The sequence below is a fragment of the Chromobacterium alkanivorans genome, assembly GCF_016937655.1.
Lineage (GTDB): Bacteria > Pseudomonadota > Gammaproteobacteria > Burkholderiales > Chromobacteriaceae > Chromobacterium > Chromobacterium alkanivorans.
On sequence record NZ_JAFHKL010000001.1, the window covers coordinates 785,137 to 805,530 of the forward strand.

The window sequence follows — 20,394 nt, forward strand, 5'->3', positions numbered from 1 at the left end:
GGCGCTCTGCGCAAATCAAGCTTATGCGCAAGGCCCGTCCGCCACCGTGTCGGCGTTGGCGGGCGCTGCCGCATTATAGCCACTATCCGGAGAGGGGACGCCGGTGGCCGGCATCGCCTGCATGCGGTAATCGTACCATTGATGACGCTTGCGTTAAGATCCGCCAACAAAATCCCTGATCCTGCGTTACGCCTCCTTGTCGTTACTTGTACTGCCTGCGTCGACGCGCCTTGGCTCGGGTTCTCTGCGTGGTTTTGTTAGCGGCTCGAAGTGTGCTTTGTCAGGTTCGCCTCGTTGCCGGAGGAGGGAGCCGTTCTGGACCGGTTCGCGGGGAAGGCGCCGTATCGCTTGGCGCTTCTTGCCGAGTCCCTGTACGAAGATGACATGGGATTGTGTCCGGCGGTCCTGTATCTTGTTGGCGTCCGCGGGCTATCCTTCGGAAAGGCCGGCCTGTCGCGTCGCAGGCGGGCGCTCATGCCGGCGTCGAGCTGCCGGAGTGCGGCCATGCTCTTTGATTTCGGGTATTTCGGCATGATTTGGGCTGTTGCCCATGACGTTTCTCAGTAATATATGGCAACCCGAATTTTAACCTGCCGTCTTAGCCTGGCGGGCTGTGCTGTCGCCATTCAGGAAACCAACAAGATGAACTCACTTTTTCTCACTGTCGAAACTCAAGCGGAGTTGGAGCAAGTCCAGGCCTATCTTGCCGCGCATGACCCCAATCAGTTTGAGTTGGTGCTGGTGATCAATGCCCAGTTGATGTCGCCGGCGCTGTCGACGCTGCAGGCCCGTTCCAAGGTGTGTTTGGTTCCGTTTGTCAATGGCTTGCCCATGCTGGACGCGCATAACCTGGCTGCGGCCGGCGGTGATTGGGTGGGCTTTGCTTGCGGCCTCTGCTTGCCTATCGATATGGCGCCGACCGCTGACGACGGCGCCCATTGGCGTGTGAGCGATAGCTGGGCTTGTCTGCCGGGCGGGGTGCCTTTGCGCCGCGAGCGCGCGCGACAGAGCGAAGACGATTATGGCCGCTTTCAATTGGACAGTGCGGAGGCCTTCGCCGCTCATCTACAGCAATGCGGGGAGCCCAGTTGGCTATTGGCGCAGCAAGCCAACGGCTGGCTGCGTAAAAGCTGGCTTTTGCAGTTGACCGCAGGAGCGCGCCGTCTGTCGCCTCATCAATGGCTGCATCGTCGTTTGCGGCAGGCGTTTGCTGGCGGTGAAACCGTGGTCGTGACCCACGCGGCCCAGGCTGCGGCTTCCCATGTCGACGTGCTGGCCAAGGGGGAGGAAGAAAGAGTCCTGTGGTTGCAGCGCGAATTGGTGGGCTGGCTTGAGCTGCTGTGCGAGGTCTATGCCGACGAGTTGCTGGTTCGCTTGGCCTTGCAGGCGCTGTTGCCGGTCAATCGGCCATGGCTGCTGACCGATCGAGGCGCGGCCGACAACCTGGTAGGCCAGTTGTCCAGCGTATTTCGCCAGCAATATCCTCAGGCGCCGATGCTGAGAAGCCCGTTGCTGGAAGGCGCTCGCTGGCGAGTCATGGCTGAAGCGCAGATAGACCGGATCCAGGTTTCCAGTTTTGCTTATGCGGAATCGTTCGCCGCGCAGGCCGGGGTGATGACGCTGGCGACCATCCGTCATGAATGGACTCGTCTGGATCGTCTGCTGGGGGTGGAGTGCTTTGACGCAACCTTGCAAGACCCCGACGGACAGTTCATGCAATTGATGGCGCTATACCGCGACGGGGATGGCCGTTGGGTGCTGCCGTCCTTGCTCGGCGCTTGGCCTGAGGACGCTTTGGATCGTCTGACCGATCTGTTGCAGGATGGCGCGAAGGGGATTCAGCCCAACCATGCGCAGGTTCGCGACTCGGCCTTGGCGCGCGAGCTCGAGCAGAGCGGAACCGGGCGCTTTCTGCCGGGGCTGGAGGGCTACGCAACCTTGGTTCAGCATGCTTTGCGCTATCGGACGGCTGCCGAGCTTGGTCCGCTGGGCCGGGTGCTGGACTGTGCGTCGGGAGCCGGCTACGGCTGGCATATCCTGGCGGACGCGGGCAGCATGAGCGATTACACCGGCATTGACCTCAATGCCGACGCGATTCGTTTTTCCCAGCGTTTCATCCCCCGGAACGCCGAGAATTGCCGATTTGAGGCGCGCCTGCTGAACACGCTGCCGCCCGCGGCCTACGATACGGTGATCTCGTTTGAAACCATAGAGCATACGGATGACCCCGAACTGTTTTTGTGGGAGCTTTCCGAGCGCATTGCCGCCGGCGGCCGGCTGCTGCTGAGCCTGCCCACTGAACGTTGGGCCGGTTCTCATCTGAACCCGACGCATTGGACCAACTGGACCGAGTCCAGAGTGCGCCGCTTGTGCTCGCGGGTGTTTGAAAAGGTGGATTTGCATCGCCTGCGGCTGTCGCTGGTGTCCCCGGAAACCTTCCAGTCCGGATTGTTGCATCGGAATTGCGCAGAGTCAGGCGAAGACGAAGGCTTCCTTCTGGTGCTGGAGCAGCCGAGGCCGCGGGCCTTGGCCAAGCGGGTGCTCGTTCAAAGACGCTTCGCGATGGGCGATGCGCTCTTGGCCGGCACGGTGTTGCCCGCTTTGCGCCGTAAATATCCGGATCGGCAATTATTGGTCAGAACCCAGGTGGTTGAGGCCTTCCAAGCCATCGAAGAGGCCGATATCGTCGGCTGCATGTCGCTGCTGCAGCGTCCGGACGACATTTTCATCGATCTGGACGGCGCTTACGAGCATGCCAGGGACTTGCACATCATCGAGGCTTATGCGCGGCGCAGCGGCGTTGCGCCGAGCGCCCCTTCGCTGCCGCGGCTGATGCAGGATTATCGGCCATTGGCCAACAAGATCGTGGCTTCTGGCTGGCTGGCGGCGAAAAAGCCGGAGCATCTGGTGGCCATCCATATGGCGGCAAGCTCGCCGGACCGCATCTGGCCGGCCGCGCGTTGGGGAGAGTTGCTGCCGGCGCTCGCCGCCCGCAATATCGGGATCGTGCTGCTGGGAAGCGGCAAGGACTTCACATTGGACAACGTGCCCGAAGCGGCCAGAGCGGGCGTGGTGTCCTTGGTCAATGAGTTGCGTCTGGTCGAAACCGCCGCGGCGATTTCGGTTGCCGACATGCTGATCGCTCCGGATTCCGGGCTGATCCACATTGCCCATGCGGTTGGCACGCCGGTGCTTGGCTTGTTCGGCATGGCCGAGCCGGCGCAGCGCTTGCCGCTGCGCGGCGCGTCGCGAGGCTTGATCGCGGACATCGAATGCAAGGGATGCCTGGCTCAACTGCCGGCGGAAGCGGCGCCGCTGTGCCGTAGAGGACACGCGTATTGCATGGATATGCTGACGGTGGAGTCGGTGCTGAGCGCCGCCCTAGGCATGTTGCAAGCAGTGCCGAGCCAGCAATGGCGCAGCCGCCTGCTGCAAAACATTCCGTTGCCGTATTCCTGGGGCAAGGCGAACCGTTTGCAGAACGAGGGTCAGCAGGAGATGGCAGTGCTGGCGAGCCCCGCTGCCGTTCCTTCCGAGGCGCCGCGCCGCAAGCCGAGAATCGGCGTATTGACCCGGGACGCCTTGGACGAGGCTTGTTATCGCTTGCGCTTGGGTGATGCCTTGCAGTTGGTGGGAAATGAGTTCGACCACTATTACTACAAGCATTCCGCCGCCTATCTGTATGACGGCGTGTACCCGTTCGACAGCGACGACGATTTCGTCCGGGAAATGGACATCTTCCTGGTGCAGCGCTTGTTCCCCAGGCCGGAGAGCAAGGCGCTGCTCGAAAAACTGGTCGAATCCGGCAAGCCCATCGTTTACGAAGTGGACGACTGGTTGCCGGAGATGCCGGAGTCGCACCTGATGTACAAGGAGTGCGAGTCTTCCTTCGAACAGATCAAATGGCTGCTGCCCAAATGCGCATTGGTGACGGTGACCACCGAGCCGTTGGCGGAGAAGGTGCGTCCCTTCAACGACAAGGTGTTTGTCTTCTCCAACACCCTGGCTCGGGACCGCTTCGTCACGCCCAGACCGCGCAACGACAAAGTCACCATCGGTTTTGCCGGCACCACGTCCCGCGGCAAGGAAATGGCGGCGATAGAACCGGCGCTGATGCGTATTTATCGAGAATACGCCGGCTTGGTGAAGTTTGTGTTCTGGGGCGAGGTCCCCAAATCCATGGTGGGGATGAAGGATGTCAGGCAAGTCACCTCCTTTGTGAATTACAGCAAGTTTCTGAACGACCTTGCTGACTTGCGCCTGGATATCGGCATTGCTCCGCTGGCTCACGGCGCGTTCAACGACAGCAAGTCCGATTTGAAGTGGCTGGAATACTCCGTCGTCGGCGCGGCGACGGTATTGTCCGATACGCCGGCCTACGCCTGGCTCAAGGACAGTGGCATGGCCAGCGTGGTGGAGAACACGGAACAGGCGTGGTTCGAGGCGCTGGCGGCCCTGGTCGAAGACGCGGACCTCAGGGAGCGGCGCATCGCGCTGTCCCAGCACTACATCAAGGAACGTCGGGTACTGGAAGACGCCGTGCCTTTATTGTTCGATCAATGGCGCCAGCTGCTGCCCAAGAGTTTGCGGCCAAACGGCATCAGCGAGATGGGCAAAGTCACCACGTATGCGTTCTCCGAGCCCGAGCAGTACGCGTTGCGAGACTACCGGCGCTGGCTGGGAAATCATAATTTGCGGGAAATTCACGCTGAGCAGTTGGCGGAGTCGATGTGCACCGCCTGGCAGAGCCGGCCTTGGTTCAACCTGATCGTATTGGCGCCGCAAACCCGCCTGACGCGCTTGGCGGAGAGCCTGGCCGCTTTGGAGAATCAGCTTTATCCGAATTGGAGGCTGATTGTGCTGTCCGACAGCGCAGTGCCGGATCCGGTGTTCAGCAGCAGCGATCAACTGGGTTGGGTGCAGTTGGATGATCTGACCGACTTTGAGGCGGTGGCCGCGACCATCAACGGCGTGATTTCCGAAGTGGCGGCCGACTGGACGTGGTTGCTGCCGGCGGGTTTCCGTCTACAGCCGCAGGCTTTGCTGCGTTTTGGCGAGGCCATCCATCAGCATCCGGATTGGAAGGCCGTGTACTGCGACAGCGACGTCGTTTCGCCGATGGGGGAGCGCTTCCTGCCTGCTTTCCGGCCGGACTTCTCTCCAGAATATCTGCGCTCGATGGACTACATCGGCGACGCGGTGGCGTTCTCCACGACCGCGCTGTCGATGCTGGGCGGCTTCCAGCCCTATCCCGGCGCGTACAACTTTGACGCCTTGCTGCGTCTGTTCGAACTGCAAGGCGCGCATGTCGTCGGTCATGTCGACGACATGCTGCTTTCCTTGCCGTGGCGGCATCCCGATCAACAGCCCTTGTGCCTGGCGTCCTGCCAGGTCGCATTGGAAGAGCATGCCAAGCGCGGCGACCAGCCCGCCAGCGTGGGACCTGGCTTGGCGGACGGCACCTTCCATTTCGAGTACCAGGTTCAAGGCGATCCGCTGGTGTCCATCATCATCCCGACGCGGGACAAGCTTGAATATCTGGAGCCTTGCATAGACAGCGTGCTGCAACGCACCGGCTACCAGCATTTTGAGCTGATCATCGTGGATAACCGCTCGGAGCAGCCGGAAACCCAGGAGTATTACCAGGCGCTGCAGGCGAGCCATCCCGGACGCGTCCAGATCGTGGCATATGATCAGCCATTCAATTTCTCCGCCCAGTGCAATCTCGGCGCGGCGCACGCGCGCGGCGATTATTTGCTGCTGCTGAACAACGACACCGAACTGGCGCTGGAAAGCTGGTTGGAACGCATGCTGGCGACAGCTCAGCAGCCGGGAGTGGGGGTGGTGGGGGCCCGTCTGCTGTACCCGGAAGTCGGACAAATTCAGCATGCCGGCATTGTGCTGGGTTTGCCGGGCGGCATGCACTCGGTGGCGGATCACGTGTTCGAGCCGCAGGATATGAACCTGCCCGGCTATATGAACCGCGCGGTGACCATGCAGAACTACTCCGCCGTCACCGGCGCTTGCCTGATGGTGGCCAAGTCCACCTACCTGGACGTGGGAGGCATGGATGAGGAAAAATTCCAGGTTTGCTTTAACGACGTCGATCTGTGTTTGAAGGTTCAGGCGGCGGGTTGGCGCAATGTCTACAATCCGTTTGCGGTGATGTACCACCATCACGCCAAGAGCATAGGCCGCACCACTTCAGACCCGCGCGTGGCCTTGCAGGCCGCGGTTCGCGAGCGTGGAGAGATGGAGAACTTCCTGCATGCCTGGATGCCGGTGTTGAAGCGCGATCCCGGCTTCAACCGGCATCTGTCCCTGCGCAAACGCAGAATGGAACTGGAAACCGAGCGGCACGTGTCTTGGGATCCGAGCCTGGGCGGCCGGCAACGGGTATTGGGCGTGCCGGTGCCCGGCGGCAGCGGCGAGTACCGTTTGAGCCAGCCTTTGTCGGTGCTGCAAGAGCACGGCTTGCTGGACGGCGAGATTCTGCAGCCCGTGCATGGCTTGCCCTCGCTGGTGGAAATGGCGCGCATGGCGCCGGATGTCTTATTGCTGCATACCGCGGTGAACGATGGCGTTCTGGACGCGCTGGGGCAATACCGATCCTACTTCCCTGGCATTCGAACCATCTTGGGCATTGACGACCTGGTGGGCGGCACGCCGCTGAAGAGCGACTTGTATGACCACTGGCGGCGTCATTACCCGGACGCCAAGCAGCGTCTGCGCCGGGCGCTGAAAATGTCCGATGCGCTGGTCGTGTCGACGGAGCCTTTGCGCGAATTCACTCGGGACATGGTCGACGAGATTGCGGTGATCCCCAATCGGCTGCGTCGCAGCATCTGGAGCGAACTGCAAACCCAGCGTCGCGTGGGCGCCAAGCCCAGAGTGGGGTGGGTGGGAGCGTCGCAGCACCGCGGCGATCTTGAGCTGCTGTTCGAAGTGATCAAACAGACTCACCAGGAAGTCGACTGGGTGTTCATGGGCATGTGCTTGCCCCAGTTCCGGCCGTACGTGGCCGAGGCGCATCAGGGCGTTCCCTTCGGCGAGTATCCGGAAAAGGTCGCAACCTTGAACCTGGACCTGGCGGTGGCGCCCTTGGAAATGAACGCGTTCAATGAGGCCAAGAGCAATCTGCGCTTGCTGGAGTACGGCGCGATGGGGTGGCCGGTGGTGTGCACCGACATCTATCCGTATCAGACCAACGACGCGCCCGTGTGCCGCGTGCCGAACGATGTCTCCGTCTGGGTTGAGGCCATTCGCAGCCGCGTGCACGATCTGGACCAGGCGGAGCGGGAAGGAGCCATGCTGCGTGCCTGGGTGGAACGTGATTATTGGCTGGAAGACCACCATGAGGACTGGGCCAAAGTCTTGCGCGGCTGAGTCTTGGCGATGACAGGAGAGCCGCTTTGCGATCGTAGAGATCCAAAGCGGCTCTTTCTAATGGGCGGTTTGAATGGCGTTGATTGGTAAAAATACCATTTTGGTCAAGTTTATTAACCTTTGGACGATCTAATGGCTGTGCTGCGGAATACGGGCGCTCCGGTTGACGCAGTCTTGATCTCAAGGGGAATCACATGGCTATTACAGTAAACACCAATATTGCGTCGCTGAACGCTCAGCGCAACCTCAACCAATCCAGCAACTCCCTGCAGGTTTCGTTGCAACGCCTGTCCTCCGGTCTGCGCGTCAACAGCGCCAAGGACGACGCGGCGGGCCTGGCAATTTCCCAGACCCTGACCTCCGCCATCCGCGGCAACAACCAGGCGATCAAGAACGCCAACGACGGCATCTCCGTAGGTCAGACCGCGGAAGGCGCGCTGGGCCAGATCGCCAACAATATGCAGCGCATCCGCGAAATCGCGGTGCAGGCCGCCAACGGCTCGGTGAGCAACACCAACCGCTCGCAGCTGCAAAGCGAAGTGGACCAACTGACCCAGGAAATCTCGCGTATCGTGCAAACCACCCAGTTCAACGGCACCAGCCTGTTGTCCGGCGGTTCGGTACTGACCTTCCAGGTGGGCTCGTCCGGCGCGGCGACCAACCAGGTGTCGATTTCCTCCACCGACCTGACCTCGGCTGGCACGTTGAACGCCTACAACTCCAGTCTGACCAATACTGGCACCATCAGCGTGACGACGCAGGCCGGCGCCTCCGGCGCCTTGTCCTCGCTGGACGCCGACATCGCCCAGATCTCGAACATCCGTTCGACCTTCGGCGCGGTGCAGAACCGGTTTGACGCGGTGGTCTCCAACCTGCAGAACTACACCGAGAACCTGACGGCGGCCAACAGCCGAATCGTGGATGTGGACTTCGCCGCGGAAACGGCTACTCTGACCAAGAACCAGATTCTGCAACAGGCCGGCACTTCGATCCTGAAGAACGCCAACTCGCTGCCGCAGTCGGCACTGACGCTGCTGCAGTAATGAAGGACGGGGGCTTTGTCTTTTTGGGCAAAGCTCCGTTTTACTTTGGCGCTGGGACGGAGAATGGCATGGTTTGAGTGAGGTTTTTGGCAAAATTCACGTTTTGACCGTAAAGTTTATAGAAGCCCTGACGATATGGTGAGTAAGCAAGTCGCTTTGCCCAACTGAACATCAGGAGAATCACCATGGCTATTACCGTCAACACCAACATTGCTTCGCTGAATGCGCAGCGCAACCTCAGCAACTCCAACAACTCGTTGCAAGTTTCGCTGCAACGTCTGTCTTCCGGCCTGCGCGTCAACAGCGCGAAGGACGATGCCGCCGGTCTGGCGATTTCCCAGACCCTGAGCGCCGCCATCCGCGGTAACAACCAGGCGATCAAGAACGCCAACGACGGCATCTCCGTAGGTCAGACCGCGGAAGGCGCCTTGGGCCAGATTGCCAACAACCTGCAGCGTATCCGTGAAATCGCGGTGCAAGCGTCCAACGGCTCGGTGAGCAACACCAACCGTTCGCAGCTGCAAAGCGAAGTGGACCAGCTGACCCAGGAAATCTCGCGTATCGTGCAAACCACCCAGTTCAACGGCACCAGCCTGTTGTCCGGTGGCTCGGTACTGACCTTCCAGGTGGGCTCGTCCGGCGCGGCGACCAACCAGGTTTCGATCTCGTCGACCGACCTGACCTCCGCGGGGATTTTGAACAGCTACAACTCGAGCCTGACCAATACCGGCACCGTGAGCGTTACGACTCAAGGTGGCGCATCGGGCGCGCTGTCTTCGCTGGACGCCGACATCGCCCAGATCTCGAACATCCGTTCGACCTTCGGTGCGGTGCAGAACCGGTTCGACGCTGTGGTGGCCAACCTGCAGAACTACGTGGAAAACCTGACCGCAGCCAACAGCCGTATCGTGGATGTGGACTTCGCCGCGGAAACTGCTACCCTGACCAAGAACCAGATTCTGCAACAGGCCGGTACTTCGATTCTGAAGAACGCCAACTCGCTGCCGCAGTCTGCACTGACCCTGCTGCAATAAGTCTAGAATGATGGTATGAGCCAGCGGCGGCTCCGGTTGGTTGGGCAACCGGAGCTGCGCGCGTCAGGAGAGTTGTCATGCAAATACCTTCTTTACAATCGCTGCCGATTGCCAACGCGGGCGCATCCGCGCCGCGGCAGCAAACGGTGGAGTTGGCGCAAAGCGGGCAGGGCGCCGACAAGGCCGCTTCCGCTTTGCCGGACAATGCCCAGGCCGTTGCCGCCGCCGGACAGGCGCAGCAACAGCAAGCGCAGAACACCGCGGCCAAGGAAAAACCATCGGTTACCGAGCAGTTGCAGTCGTCGTTGAAGCAACTGAACAGTGTGGCCTCGCTGTACAATAACCAGCTGGAGTTTTCGGTGGACAAGGATACCGATCTGCAGGTGGTGAAAGTCGTGGACAAGGAAACTCAGAAGGTAATCCGGCAGATACCTTCCGAGGACGCGATCCGGATCGCCAAGGCGATCGGCGACTTCAAGGGCATGCTGCTGAAGGACAAGGCTTGAGTCCCGGGAGCGGCTCAACAAATACACATTAAAGGGTGATGAACATGGCAGGGATAACCACATCAGTCGGCGCGCTCGACGTCCAAACCATCGTAAGCCAGTTGATGGCGATCGATTCCCGGCCATTGGTCGCCAGTCAGAAAAAACTGGACGGCTACAACACCCAGTTGAGCGATCTTGGCAAGATCGGTTCCGCGCTGTCCGCGCTGCAAAGCGCGATCACCAGCTTGTCGTCGGGATCGTTCTTGCAGGCGTTCAAAGTGTCCTCCAGCGATACCTCGGTGGCGGGCGTCAGCACCACCTCCGGCGGCGTCAACGGCACCTACGTCGTTAACGTGGCCAAACTGGCGACCTCCCGGCAACTGGTGTTCGACCAGTTCAACGGCGCCGACATCAAAGACGCGCAAACGGAAATCACCGGCGCGCCCAATGAGCTGAAGTTCACCATCAATGGCAAGGAACAGACGGTCAAGCTCAGGGACAATCCGGGCGACAAAGTCACCCTGCAGTCCATTTCCGACAAGATCAACGCCGAAGGCATGGGCATCAACGCCTCTGTCGTCAAAAACGGCGACAACTACAAGCTGGTGGTGGCGTCTACCGCTTCCGGCACCGACAATAAATTCACCATCAGCGCCGGCGGCGCCGATTCCGGCGGCACCAGCGGATCGACGCTGGCTGGCTTGACGCAAAGTCCAACCGCCAACGGCGAGTCCAAGGACGCGGCCAACGCCGAATTGACGGTGAACGGCGTGCAGGTGACCTCCGGCAGCAATAAGGTCAGCGGCGCGATTCCCGGCGTTGAGCTGGACCTGTATAAAGGCGGGACCGGTGTTTCCACCACGGTGACGCTGAATCAGGACACCGCCGGCATCGGCAAGAATCTGCAGGGCTTTGTCGACGCCTATAATCAAGTGCTGAGCGCGATCAAGGATGCGCGCGGTGGCAGCATGAAGGGCAATGCCTCGGTTTTGTCGATTCAGCAAAAACTGCAGGATGTGCTGACCAAGTCCATTCCCGGCGTCGATCCGGTTAACTCCTATGCCTACCTGTCCCAGATCGGGATCGCCATTCAAAAGGACGGCACTCTCAAACTGGATCAGACCAAGTTCAACGACGCCTTGAAAAAGGACCCGACCGCGGTGAAGAACCTGTTCGGGAACACCAGCAGCAACGGGATTGCCCAGTTGTTGAACAAAGAGATCAACAGCCTGCTGGGGCCCAGCGGCGTAGTGGAAAGCAGCAAGAGCTCGATCAACTCGCGCATCAGCACCGAGAAAGCTTCGCAAGACGCATTGACCGCCCGGCTGACCGCGCGGCAGAAACAATACATCCAGCAATACACCGCATTGAACTCGACGCTGGCTAAAATGCAGGCTTCGACCAATAATTTGAGCGGTCTGATGTCTCAGGTGTGAATTTGGTTTTTCGTCATGATTTTACGCTGAGGCCGGATCGGGCTGCACCGCCCGCCGACCCGGCATTGCCGGTGGTAACACTATGCTGAACTCCAGAATGTTGAAGCAATTCAACAAGGCTTATGAAAACGACGCCTTGAAGGCCGCGGTATACGGCGCCAGCCCGATCGGGATCGTGGTCATGCTGTACGAAGGCGCGATCAAGGCGATCATGACCGCCGGCATCGCGATCGAGGCCCAGCGCTTTGACGAAAAGGCGCGCATGATTTCGAAGGCGATGGACATCATCGAAGGCCTGCGGATCGCCTTGGACGTAGAGGCCGGCAGCGAGGCGGCGGTCAATCTGAACGAGCTGTACCTCTATATGAAGACTCGTTTGGGGCAGGCCAGTCTCAAGAACGATCTGACCATACTGGCGGAAGTCCGCAGCCTGCTGGAAACCGTTCTTCCCGCCTGGCAGCAGGTTGACCGCAGCCAGCCCGCGGCCAGCGCGGCGGCGGGCGCATGACGGCGACGGCGCGCGCGACGGCCTTGGGGCCGTTGCTGGCGGAGCTGGAAGCCTTGACGCCCCAGGTGTCCGCCGCGGTGTCGGCCAAGGACTACGAGCGCTTCAGCGCCTTGCAGGCGCAACAGGAAAAGCTGATGTCTCGGTTGTTGGCCTCGCTGACCCAGGAGGCCTTGTCGGGTCTGGAGGAGACCCAGCGCGACAGGCTGCGCGAACTGGTGCGGCGGCGCGAGGCGATCCAGGCGGATCTGACGCAATGGTCGGAGGCGCTGCGCTCGGAGCTGGTGCTGATCAATCAGAACTCCCGGGTGCTGAAACACTATCGTTGACCGCAAGCCGCCGCGATTGCCCGGCCGGGACGGCGGGGCGATTTGATGGCGGGTTGGCCTTGGGTTGTTGGAGGTTTCGCCATAAAATTAAGTCACGGCGGAAACTCTTCCATGGGGAACCAAGATGTCCGGCACCTTCTTCCCATACCTGATGGTCGTGCTCTGGCTGATGCTGGCCATGGCGGTAGCGTATGTCTACTGGCGCGTGCTGCGTTTGGAAACCAAACGCGACAGCTTGACCACCATGTATCTCGATCAGCAGCAACAGCAGATCAGCGCTTTGCAGCGGGATATGTCGCGGCTGTTGTCCCGCGTGGAGCAGCAGGCGCACACGGATGTCGGACTCAGCCCTTACAACCAGGCGATCGAGATGATACGCCAGGGCTTGACGGCTTCCGAAGTGGCCTCCCGCTGCGGCATTTCCCGCAGCGAGGCCGAGTTGATCGTTTCCCTGTATCGAAATAGTCCCACCTCATGATTCCGTCGATCAATACCGGCGTCTTGCCGGCGCAGCAGATCAACCCCTCGCAGCTGTTGGGCGAGGGCGCCAAGCTGTTGCTGGAAACCGCGACCCTGCCCAGCCGGCTGCCGACGCTGCTGCTGGGCGAGCAGGTGACCGCGCGCGTGGCGGACCGGCTGGACAATAATCAGCTGGCGGTATTGATCAAGAATTCGCTGTTCACGCTGAACCTGCCTCAAGGCGCGACGGTGAGCGGCGACACCTTGCAGCTGAAAGTGGCGTCCTTGCAGCCGGCGCTGACCTTTTTGCTGCAGGACGGCGGCAAGGAGAGCGCGGAGCAAAACAAGGCCAGCTCGGTGCAGGTGGCCTTGAGCCCCGCCTCCAAGTATCTGACCCATTTGTTGTCCACCCAGACCAGCGACGCCGGCAAGCCGGTGCTGGTCAACGCGGCGCAGCAGCCGCCGCCCAAGGTGGCGGAGGATTTGCAGCAGGGCGTGGCCAAGAGCGGCCTGTTTTACGAGTCTCATCTGAAAGACTTCGCCGACGGCCGCGCCAGCCTGGCCGAGATCAAACAGGAGCCGCAGGCCAAGATGAGCCAGGCGCTGACGAACGCCGAGCACGCGGCGACCAGCGCTCGGCCGCAGGCCCAGACTCAGGCGCAAACGCAGGAGTTGGGCAATCTGGTGCAAAGGCAGCTCAATGGCCTGGAAAACCAGCAACTGCAGTTTCAGGGCATGGCCTGGCCCGGCCAGCCGATGCAGATGGTGATAGAACAGGAAAAGACCGAGGCCGACCGCGAGGGCAACGGCCAGCAGGAGATGCAAGCCTGGTCCACCAGCCTGTCCCTGAATCTGCCGGCGCTGGGCGGCATGGCGGCGCGCATCCGTCTGGTGGGCCAGACGGTGCAGGTGTCCTTCGCCGCCGAAGACGAACAGGCGGGGCAGTTGATCACCCAGAACGCCAGCCGGCTGGAGGCGGGCTTGGCCTCGGCCGGTCTGGCCCTGGCCAGCCTGGTGGTGAAGGACGATGGCGCGGCCGCCGAGTGAGGACAAGCGCCGCTCGGCGGTGGCCTTGTCTTACCAGGAGGGTCACCGTTCCCCCAAGGTCGTCGCCAAAGGTTACGGCGAGCTGGCCGAACGCATCATAGACCGCGCGCGGGAGGCCGGCGTGTTCGTCCACGATTCGCCGGAGCTGGTGTCCCTGCTGATGCAGGTGGACCTGGACAAGAACATCCCGCCGGAACTCTACCGCGCGGTGGCCGAGGTGCTGGCCTTCGTCTATTTTCTGGAGCACCACGCCTCCGGCAAGGATTATGAATTCGAGGCCTGGCTGGGCGGCCGCAAGCCGGCGCCCCTGCCGGAGCCCTGATTTCCCTCCGCCGCGCGCTGGCGTTGCGGCGCGCTTCCCCTTATCCTCGATGAATGTCGTCGTTTTCATCGTGGAGTCGCAAATGAAAGTCGGTTATATCGGTCTGGGCATCATGGGCCGTCCCTGCGTATTGAATCTCTTGAAGGCGGGCCACCAGGTGGCGGTATGGGCGCGCAGCCGCGAACGGGCGGAAGCCTTGTTGCAGGCTGGAGCCAGCTGGGCGGACAGCCCGGCCGCTTTGGCCGCTCAGGTCGAGTTGCTGATCACCAATGTGTCGGACACCGCGGACGTTGAGCAGGTGTTGCTGGGCGAGCAGGGTGCGGCGCACGGCGCCGGCGCGGGCCTGGTGTGCGCCGACATGAGCACCATCGCGCCCAACGGTGCGCGCCGCATCGCGGAGCAGCTGGCGTCTTTCGGCGTGGACTTCCTGGACTGTCCGGTCTCCGGCGGCGAGGTGGGCGCCGTCAACGGCACGCTGACCATCATGGTGGGCGGCAAGGCAGAGGCGCTGGAGCGCGCGCGTCCGGCCTTGCAGGCGATGGGGCAGACCATCACCCATATCGGCGCCAGCGGCGCCGGCCAGGTGGCCAAGGCCTGCAACCAGATCGCGGTCGGCGTCGGCGTCGCCGCGGTGGCGGAAATAATGAAGCTGGCCCAGGCTTGCAATGTCGATCCCGCGCCGGTGCGGGCGGCCTTGCTGGGCGGTTTTGCCCAGAGCAAGGTGCTGGATGTCCACGGCCAGCGGATGATAGACGACAATTACGCGCCGGGCTTCAAGGCCAAGCTGCACGCCAAGGATATGCGCATCGTGCTGGAGACGGCGCGCGAGCAGGGCATCCGCCTGCCTGAGGCCGAACGGGTGTCGGGCCTGATCGATCAGCTGGTGGCGGAAGGCGAGGGCGAGCTGGATTCGTCGGCGATCGCGCGGCTGATCTGGCGACAAAACTGAGACGGGAATGAGAAACGGCGAGGAGAGATCCTCGCCGTTGTCGCGGAAAGAGGGTTGAGCCGAACTCAGGCCACCTTGTCCTTCAACTGTTTGCTGGGCAGAAACACCACCTTGCGTTTGGCGGCGATCTCGATGGTTTCGCCGGTCTTGGGATTGCGGCCGGTTCGCGCGGCGCTTTCCTTGACTTTGTATTTGCCCACCACGGTGGTGATTTCATCGCCGTTGGCCAACGCGTTTTGCAGCACTTCGTCAAAAGCGCCCAATACTCGGAGCACGTCGGCCTTGCTCAGGCCGGATGTCTCGGCCAACGCCGCGATCAGTTCTGCTTTGGTCATGTTTTGGTCTTTCCCTCAGGTCTAGGAGCGCTTGCCGCGGCGGCCCCGGCCGCCGGCGCCGTGCTTACTCGATATTCTGGATCTGCTCGCGCATCTGTTCAATCAGGACTTTCAACTCCACCGAGGCCTGGGTGGTTTCGGTGGACACCGATTTGGACCCCAGAGTGTTGGCTTCGCGATTCAACTCCTGCATCAGGAAATCCAGGCGCTTGCCGGATTGGCCGCCGGCCTTCAGAATGCGGCGTACTTCACTCAGATGGGTGCTGAGGCGGGCAAGTTCTTCGTCGACGTCTATCTTCTGCGCGAACAGCGCGAACTCCTGCTTCAACCTGTCTTCGTCGACATTGCCCAGCGCCTCTTGCAGGCGGCTGGACAGTTTGGACATATGGGCGTCCAGAATGGCCGGCAGCTTGGGCTTGATGGCGGCGACGATGGCTTCCATGCCGGCGATGCGCTCCTCCAGCACCGCCTTGAGCTTTTCGCCTTCGCGGCCGCGCGAGGCGTTGAAGTCCTTCAAGGCCACGGTCAGGCTTTCCGCGCACAGTTGCTGCAGCACTTCCGGCGCCAGTTCATTGGTTTTCATCACGCCCGGCCAGCGCATCAGTTCGCCCACCGACAGGCCGCGGCTTTCGCCGGCCTGTTCGCGCACCTGCTGCGAGACCTCGATCAGACGCTGCAGCACGTTCTGGTTCAATTCCAGCGTCGGCACGGCGCTGTCCACCTGATTGATGCCTACGCGGCATTCCAGCTTGCCGCGGCTGACCTTGGCGGAAATCAGCTCGCGCAACTGCGGTTCGATCACGCGCAGCTCTTCCGGCAAGCGCATTTGCAAATCAAGGTAACGGTGGTTGACCGAGCGAATTTCTAGGCTCAACAAGCCGCCGGGAAATTCCCTGCTGGTTGCGGCAAAGCCTGTCATACTTAAAATCATCAGACACCCCCTTAGATGAGCGGATTGTTTACTTTCTCAAGGCTGGGCCCGAATTGCTTTGCTAAGCTCAATCCAAGGCCTGTGGACACTATAACAACTGACACCCCATGACTCAATCGAACCAGCAGACCGCTTTGCCGGCAGGCTCCCGGCTGGGCGAGTACACGATTGTCCGCCAACTCTCGGTGGGCGGCTTCAGTGTTGTCTATCTGGCGCTGGACGATCAGGACAACAAGTTCGCGATCAAGGAGTACTTGCCGCGCAATCTGGCGATGCGGGACGACGACGGCCACGTGACGGTGCCGCACGAGCTGGACCGCGAGGCTTTCAATCTGGGGCTGAAGTGTTTTTTCGAGGAAGGCCGGATTCTTTCCGGCATTTCCCACCCCACCGTGGTGCGCGTGATCAACTTCTTCCGCGCCAACCAGACGGTCTACATGGTGATGGAGTACGCCGACGGCCGTTCGCTGGTGCGCGAACTGGAGCTGGCCGGCGGCCGGCTGGACGAGCGGCGCTTGCGCAAATGGTTCGCCGCGCTGTTGTCCGGTCTGCGCGAGGTCCATCTGCAGCGCCTGCTGCACTTGGACATCAAGCCGGCCAATATTTATCTGCGCCGCAACGGCGCGCCGCTGTTGCTGGACTTCGGCGCGGCCAGGCAGACCCTGTCTCGCCGCGACAAGCATTTCGCCTCGATGTACACCCCGGGCTTCGCCGCGCCCGAGCAATATGAAAAAGACGCGCCGCTAGGGCCCTGGACCGACATCTACGCCTTGGGCGCCTGTCTTTACGCCTGCATGGGCGGCGGCACGCCGCAGATTTCCAAGGAGCGCAAGGAAAGCGACAGGCTGACGCCGGCGAGCAAGGCCTTCCGCCATTTGTACTCCCGCGAGTTGCTGGAATTGACCGATCAGTGCCTGGCGCTGTCTCCGGAGGAGAGGCCGGCGACGGTGCCGGGGCTGCAGAAGCGCCTGATGGCGGAGGAGTACAGCCCGCCGGAAGAACTGGCGGGCAGCAAGTGGGTGGGATGGATAAAAAACCTGACTGGCGGACGCTCATGATGAGGGGATAGCCATGAAACTATCGATCTATCAGGAAAGCCGCATCGGCGGGCGGGCGTACAACCAGGACAGGCTGGTGATCGCGCATTCGCGCGACGCCGTGATGCTGGCGGTGGCGGACGGCATGGGCGGGCATCTGCGCGGCGAGGTGGCGGCGCAGATCACGGTGGACCTGCTCAGCGAGTTGTTTTACCAGCAAGCCACGCCGCTGTTGACTCATCCCAACCGTTTTCTGGTCAACGCGGTCAGCACCGCGCATCAAGTCATCCTCGATTACGCCGCCGATCACAGGCTGCCGGAGGTGCCCAGCACCACGGTGGTGGCGGCCATCATCCAGCAGGGGCAGCTGTACTGGTGCCATGTCGGCGATTCCCGGCTCTATCTGCTGGACGAAAAGGGCCTGCGGCTGCGCTCGCGCGACCATTCCCAGGTGCAGCGGCTGATCGATCAGGGCCAGTTGAGCGAGGACGCCGCCAAGGTGCACCCGGAGCGCCACAAGATTTACAACTGCCTGGGCGCGGCCAGCGATCCGGACATCGATGTCGGCGAGAAGCAGAGCGTGGGCGTCGGCTGCTCCATCCTGCTGTGTTCCGACGGCCTGTGGTCGCAAGTGATGGACCCGGAGCTGGAAAAAGTCTTCGTCCGCCGCAACGTCAGCCAGGTGCTGCCGGCGCTGATGAACGTGTCGGAGCGACGCGCCGGCGCCGGCGGAGACAATCTGTCCGCGGCGGCGGTGACGCTGCTGGACGAGACCCAGGACTACGGCGAGCGCGAGGATGTACTGGATACCGAAACGGCGACGCCGCGCCAGCTGGGGCGGGTGATTCTGGACTCCAATCTGGAAACCATGCATCAGGAGATTCTGGCCAGCCGGGTCGCGGGCAAGCGCGACTAAGCGCCGTCGTCGGTGGCGACTGATATAATCGTCGGCATTTACCGTTCTGGACGATGACATGATGCGACCTTCCCAACGCCCGGCCGATGCCCTGCGCACGGTGCGGATCAGCCGCCACTATCTCAAGCACGCCGAAGGCTCGGTGTTGATCGAATTCGGCGACACCAAGGTGATTTGCACCGCCAGCGTGGACGACGGCGTGCCGGGCTTCCTGAAGGGCAAGGGCCGCGGCTGGGTGACCGCCGAATACGGCATGCTGCCGCGCTCCACCGGCTCGCGCATGCGCCGCGAGTCCTCCGCCGGCAAGCAGTCCGGCCGCACCCAGGAGATCCAGCGCCTGATCGGCCGCTCGCTGCGCGCGGTGGTGGATCTGGAGAAGCTGGGCGAGCGCCAGATCCAGATCGACTGCGACGTGATCCAGGCCGACGGCGGCACCCGCACCGCCAGCATCACCGGCGCCTATGTGGCCCTGGCCGACGCGATCGGCCTGCTGCTGCGCGAGGGCAAGCTGAGCGAGAACCCGCTGCGCGACCAGGTGGCCGCCATTTCGGTGGGCTTGTACCAGGGTATGCCGGTGCTGGACCTGGACTACGCCGAAGACTCCAGCTGCGATACCGATATGAACGTGGTGATGACGGGCGACGGCCGCTTCGTGGAGGTGCAGGGCACCGCCGAGGGCGAGCCGTTCGGCGATCAGGAACTGCAGGCGATGCTGGGCCTGGCCCGTTCCGGCATCCGCGAGCTGGTGGCGCTGCAGCGCCAGGCGCTGGCGGAGTGAGGGCGCAAGCCCGGAATAGTAAAAAGCCCCGTCGCCGGGGCTTTTTTCATGGCTTGGCGCTTTTGCGGATGAACTGCTGCAGCGCATCGTAGAACATCGGCGCGCTGACGCTCATATTGTCTTCCTGCTTGCGCCGCGCGGCGATCGGGGCGGAGCTTTGCACCGCGACGATGACCGCTTGTCCCGGCCCCATCACGAAGACCGGCGAGCCGCTATTGCCCTCCAGGGTGTCGCAGCGATGGGTCAGACGGCCGTCCGGGCGCAGCTTGGTGGCTTCGCAGGCGTTGTGCACCAGCAGATGCTTTTGGTCGTCGATGGGGTAGCCGCCCTGGGTCAGGGTCCAGCTTTGCTGGTTCAGCAGCGTGCGTAGCTGTTTGGCGTTGCCGCTGAACACCGGCAGCACGCCCTGGGTGTCGCCCAGCGGGGTGGCCAGACGCACGAAGGCGAAGTCGCGCGGCGCGATGCGCGGCGGAATGTAGAGGCCGTCAGCGCGACGGTCCAGGCCTTTGAGGAAGCCCTTGTCCACTTGCACTTCCAGGATCTTGCTGCGCGCGGTGTATTCGTCGCCCCACAGGCCGACGGTGAAGCTGACCGCCGGATCGAAGCGGCCTTTCTCGTCGACGAAGCAATGACCGGCGGTCAGCACCACGTCGCGGGCCACCAGCGCGCCGGTGCAAATGGTGCGGGAACGGGTTTGCAATTGTCCCACCGCGAGCCAGGGTTGATGGTCGGGGCGGGTGCGGACGCGGTCGTCCTGGCCGAAGAACAGAATCTTGTGTTCCGCGGAGACCTTGGGGGCGGCATGAGCCAGCGGAGCCAGCAGCAAGCTGAGGACAAGCAGGGGGAGTTTCATCGAGTGTGGCCTTGCAAATGAAAACGGGGCGCCGAAGCGCCCCGAATTATGTGCGATTGCCAGCGGTGCCGGCAATGCTCGCCGCCTGATTACTTGGCAGCGGAAGCAGCTTTTTTGGAAGCTTTCTTCTCGGCTTTCTTGGCCGGAGCGGAAGCTTCTTTCTTAGCGGCTTGGGCTTTCTGAGCAGCGGAAGCCTCTTTCTTGGCTACGTGCTTTTTAGCTTTCTTGGCTTTTTTGGCCGGAGCGGAAGCGTCGGCTTTGGCAGCTTGGGCTTTCTGAGCAGCGGAAGCCTCTTTCTTGGCTACGTGCTTTTTGGCTTTCTTGGCTTTTTTGGCCGGAGCGGAAGCGTCGGCTTTAGCGGCTTGGGCTTTCTGAGCAGCGGAAGCTTCTTTCTTAGCTACGTGCTTTTTGGCTTTCTTGGCTTTTTTGGCCGGAGCGGAAGCGTCGGCTTTAGCGGCTTGAGCTTTCTGAGCAGCGGAAGCTTCTTTCTTAGCTACGTGCTTTTTGGCTTTTTTGGCTTTTTTCGGAGCGGAAGCGTCGGCCTTG

The 20,394-nt window shown here is 61.8% G+C and carries 18 protein-coding genes; 14 read left to right on the top strand and 4 right to left on the bottom strand.

Annotated elements, in window-relative coordinates:
• Positions 1-642 precede the first annotated feature (642 nt).
• The 11 genes from JW897_RS03650 (at position 643) to JW897_RS03700 (ending at position 14,998) form a co-directional block, all read left to right on the top strand.
• Entirely contained in the window at positions 643-7,386 is a 6,744-nt protein-coding gene (locus JW897_RS03650) for a glycosyltransferase (protein ID WP_205465189.1), read from the top strand.
• 194 nt (positions 7,387-7,580) lie between these two features.
• Positions 7,581-8,429, top strand: coding sequence for a flagellin N-terminal helical domain-containing protein (locus JW897_RS03655; protein ID WP_048414321.1), 849 nt, complete (start codon positions 7,581-7,583; stop codon positions 8,427-8,429).
• Between the two features lie 185 nt (positions 8,430-8,614).
• Entirely contained in the window at positions 8,615-9,463 is an 849-nt protein-coding gene (locus JW897_RS03660; RefSeq protein WP_048414322.1) for a flagellin N-terminal helical domain-containing protein, read from the top strand.
• 77 nt (positions 9,464-9,540) lie between these two features.
• Complete coding sequence (locus JW897_RS03665) at positions 9,541-9,969, top strand: flagellar protein FlaG (protein ID WP_043642102.1); 429 nt, start codon at positions 9,541-9,543, stop codon at positions 9,967-9,969.
• Between the two features lie 44 nt (positions 9,970-10,013).
• Entirely contained in the window at positions 10,014-11,387 is a 1,374-nt protein-coding gene (fliD, locus tag JW897_RS03670) for a flagellar filament capping protein FliD (RefSeq protein WP_205465190.1), read from the top strand.
• 97 nt (positions 11,388-11,484) lie between these two features.
• Positions 11,485-11,895: a flagellar export chaperone FliS gene (fliS, locus tag JW897_RS03675; RefSeq protein ID WP_231589268.1), complete on the top strand. Its 411-nt coding sequence runs from the start codon at positions 11,485-11,487 to the stop codon at positions 11,893-11,895.
• On the top strand, positions 11,892-12,221 hold the full coding sequence (fliT, locus tag JW897_RS03680; protein WP_048414324.1) for a flagellar protein FliT: 330 nt from the start codon (positions 11,892-11,894) through the stop codon (positions 12,219-12,221). The genes fliS and fliT overlap by 4 nt, the downstream gene beginning before the upstream one ends.
• A gap of 124 nt (positions 12,222-12,345) precedes the next feature.
• Positions 12,346-12,699 (top strand): DUF2802 domain-containing protein, encoded by a 354-nt coding sequence (locus JW897_RS03685; RefSeq protein WP_048414325.1) that lies wholly within the window; start codon positions 12,346-12,348, stop codon positions 12,697-12,699.
• On the top strand, positions 12,696-13,727 hold the full coding sequence (fliK, locus tag JW897_RS03690) for a flagellar hook-length control protein FliK (RefSeq protein WP_205465191.1): 1,032 nt from the start codon (positions 12,696-12,698) through the stop codon (positions 13,725-13,727). The genes JW897_RS03685 and fliK overlap by 4 nt, the downstream gene beginning before the upstream one ends.
• Positions 13,708-14,049 carry an EscU/YscU/HrcU family type III secretion system export apparatus switch protein gene (locus JW897_RS03695; protein ID WP_019103813.1) on the top strand — a complete coding sequence of 114 codons (342 nt, stop codon included), beginning with the start codon at positions 13,708-13,710 and terminating at the stop codon, positions 14,047-14,049. The genes fliK and JW897_RS03695 overlap by 20 nt, the downstream gene beginning before the upstream one ends.
• Positions 14,050-14,131: 82 nt before the next feature.
• Positions 14,132-14,998, top strand: coding sequence for an NAD(P)-dependent oxidoreductase (locus JW897_RS03700; protein WP_048414327.1), 867 nt, complete (start codon positions 14,132-14,134; stop codon positions 14,996-14,998).
• Positions 14,999-15,063: 65 nt separating this feature from the next.
• On the opposite strand, the gene JW897_RS03705 is transcribed toward JW897_RS03700, so the two are convergent.
• Together JW897_RS03705 and JW897_RS03710 are read right to left on the bottom strand one after the other, a co-directional pair.
• Positions 15,064-15,333, bottom strand: coding sequence for an HU family DNA-binding protein (locus JW897_RS03705; protein WP_048414328.1), 270 nt, complete (start codon positions 15,331-15,333; stop codon positions 15,064-15,066).
• A 64-nt stretch (positions 15,334-15,397) separates the two neighbouring features.
• Positions 15,398-16,264, bottom strand: a complete 867-nt coding sequence (locus tag JW897_RS03710; protein WP_048414329.1) for a YicC/YloC family endoribonuclease — start codon at positions 16,262-16,264, stop codon at positions 15,398-15,400.
• Between the two features lie 107 nt (positions 16,265-16,371).
• Here JW897_RS03710 and JW897_RS03715 point away from each other — a divergent pair, with 107 nt between their 5' ends.
• The 3 genes from JW897_RS03715 (at position 16,372) to rph (ending at position 18,995) form a co-directional block, all read left to right on the top strand.
• Entirely contained in the window at positions 16,372-17,322 is a 951-nt protein-coding gene (locus tag JW897_RS03715; protein WP_048414330.1) for a serine/threonine protein kinase, read from the top strand.
• A 13-nt stretch (positions 17,323-17,335) separates the two neighbouring features.
• A complete protein-coding gene (locus JW897_RS03720) occupies positions 17,336-18,217 on the top strand; it encodes a PP2C family protein-serine/threonine phosphatase (protein ID WP_205465192.1) in 882 nt (293 codons plus the stop codon).
• A gap of 61 nt (positions 18,218-18,278) precedes the next feature.
• Positions 18,279-18,995 carry a ribonuclease PH gene (gene rph, locus JW897_RS03725; protein ID WP_048414367.1) on the top strand — a complete coding sequence of 239 codons (717 nt, stop codon included), beginning with the start codon at positions 18,279-18,281 and terminating at the stop codon, positions 18,993-18,995.
• Positions 18,996-19,041: 46 nt separating this feature from the next.
• Here the strand turns inward: rph and JW897_RS03730 are convergent, their stop codons facing one another.
• Positions 19,042-19,848: a trypsin-like serine peptidase gene (locus tag JW897_RS03730; RefSeq protein WP_205465193.1), complete on the bottom strand. Its 807-nt coding sequence runs from the start codon at positions 19,846-19,848 to the stop codon at positions 19,042-19,044.
• 89 nt (positions 19,849-19,937) lie between these two features.
• Positions 19,938-20,394 (bottom strand): hypothetical protein (locus JW897_RS03735; protein WP_205465194.1); only part of this gene is annotated, 457 nt, incomplete at its 5' end.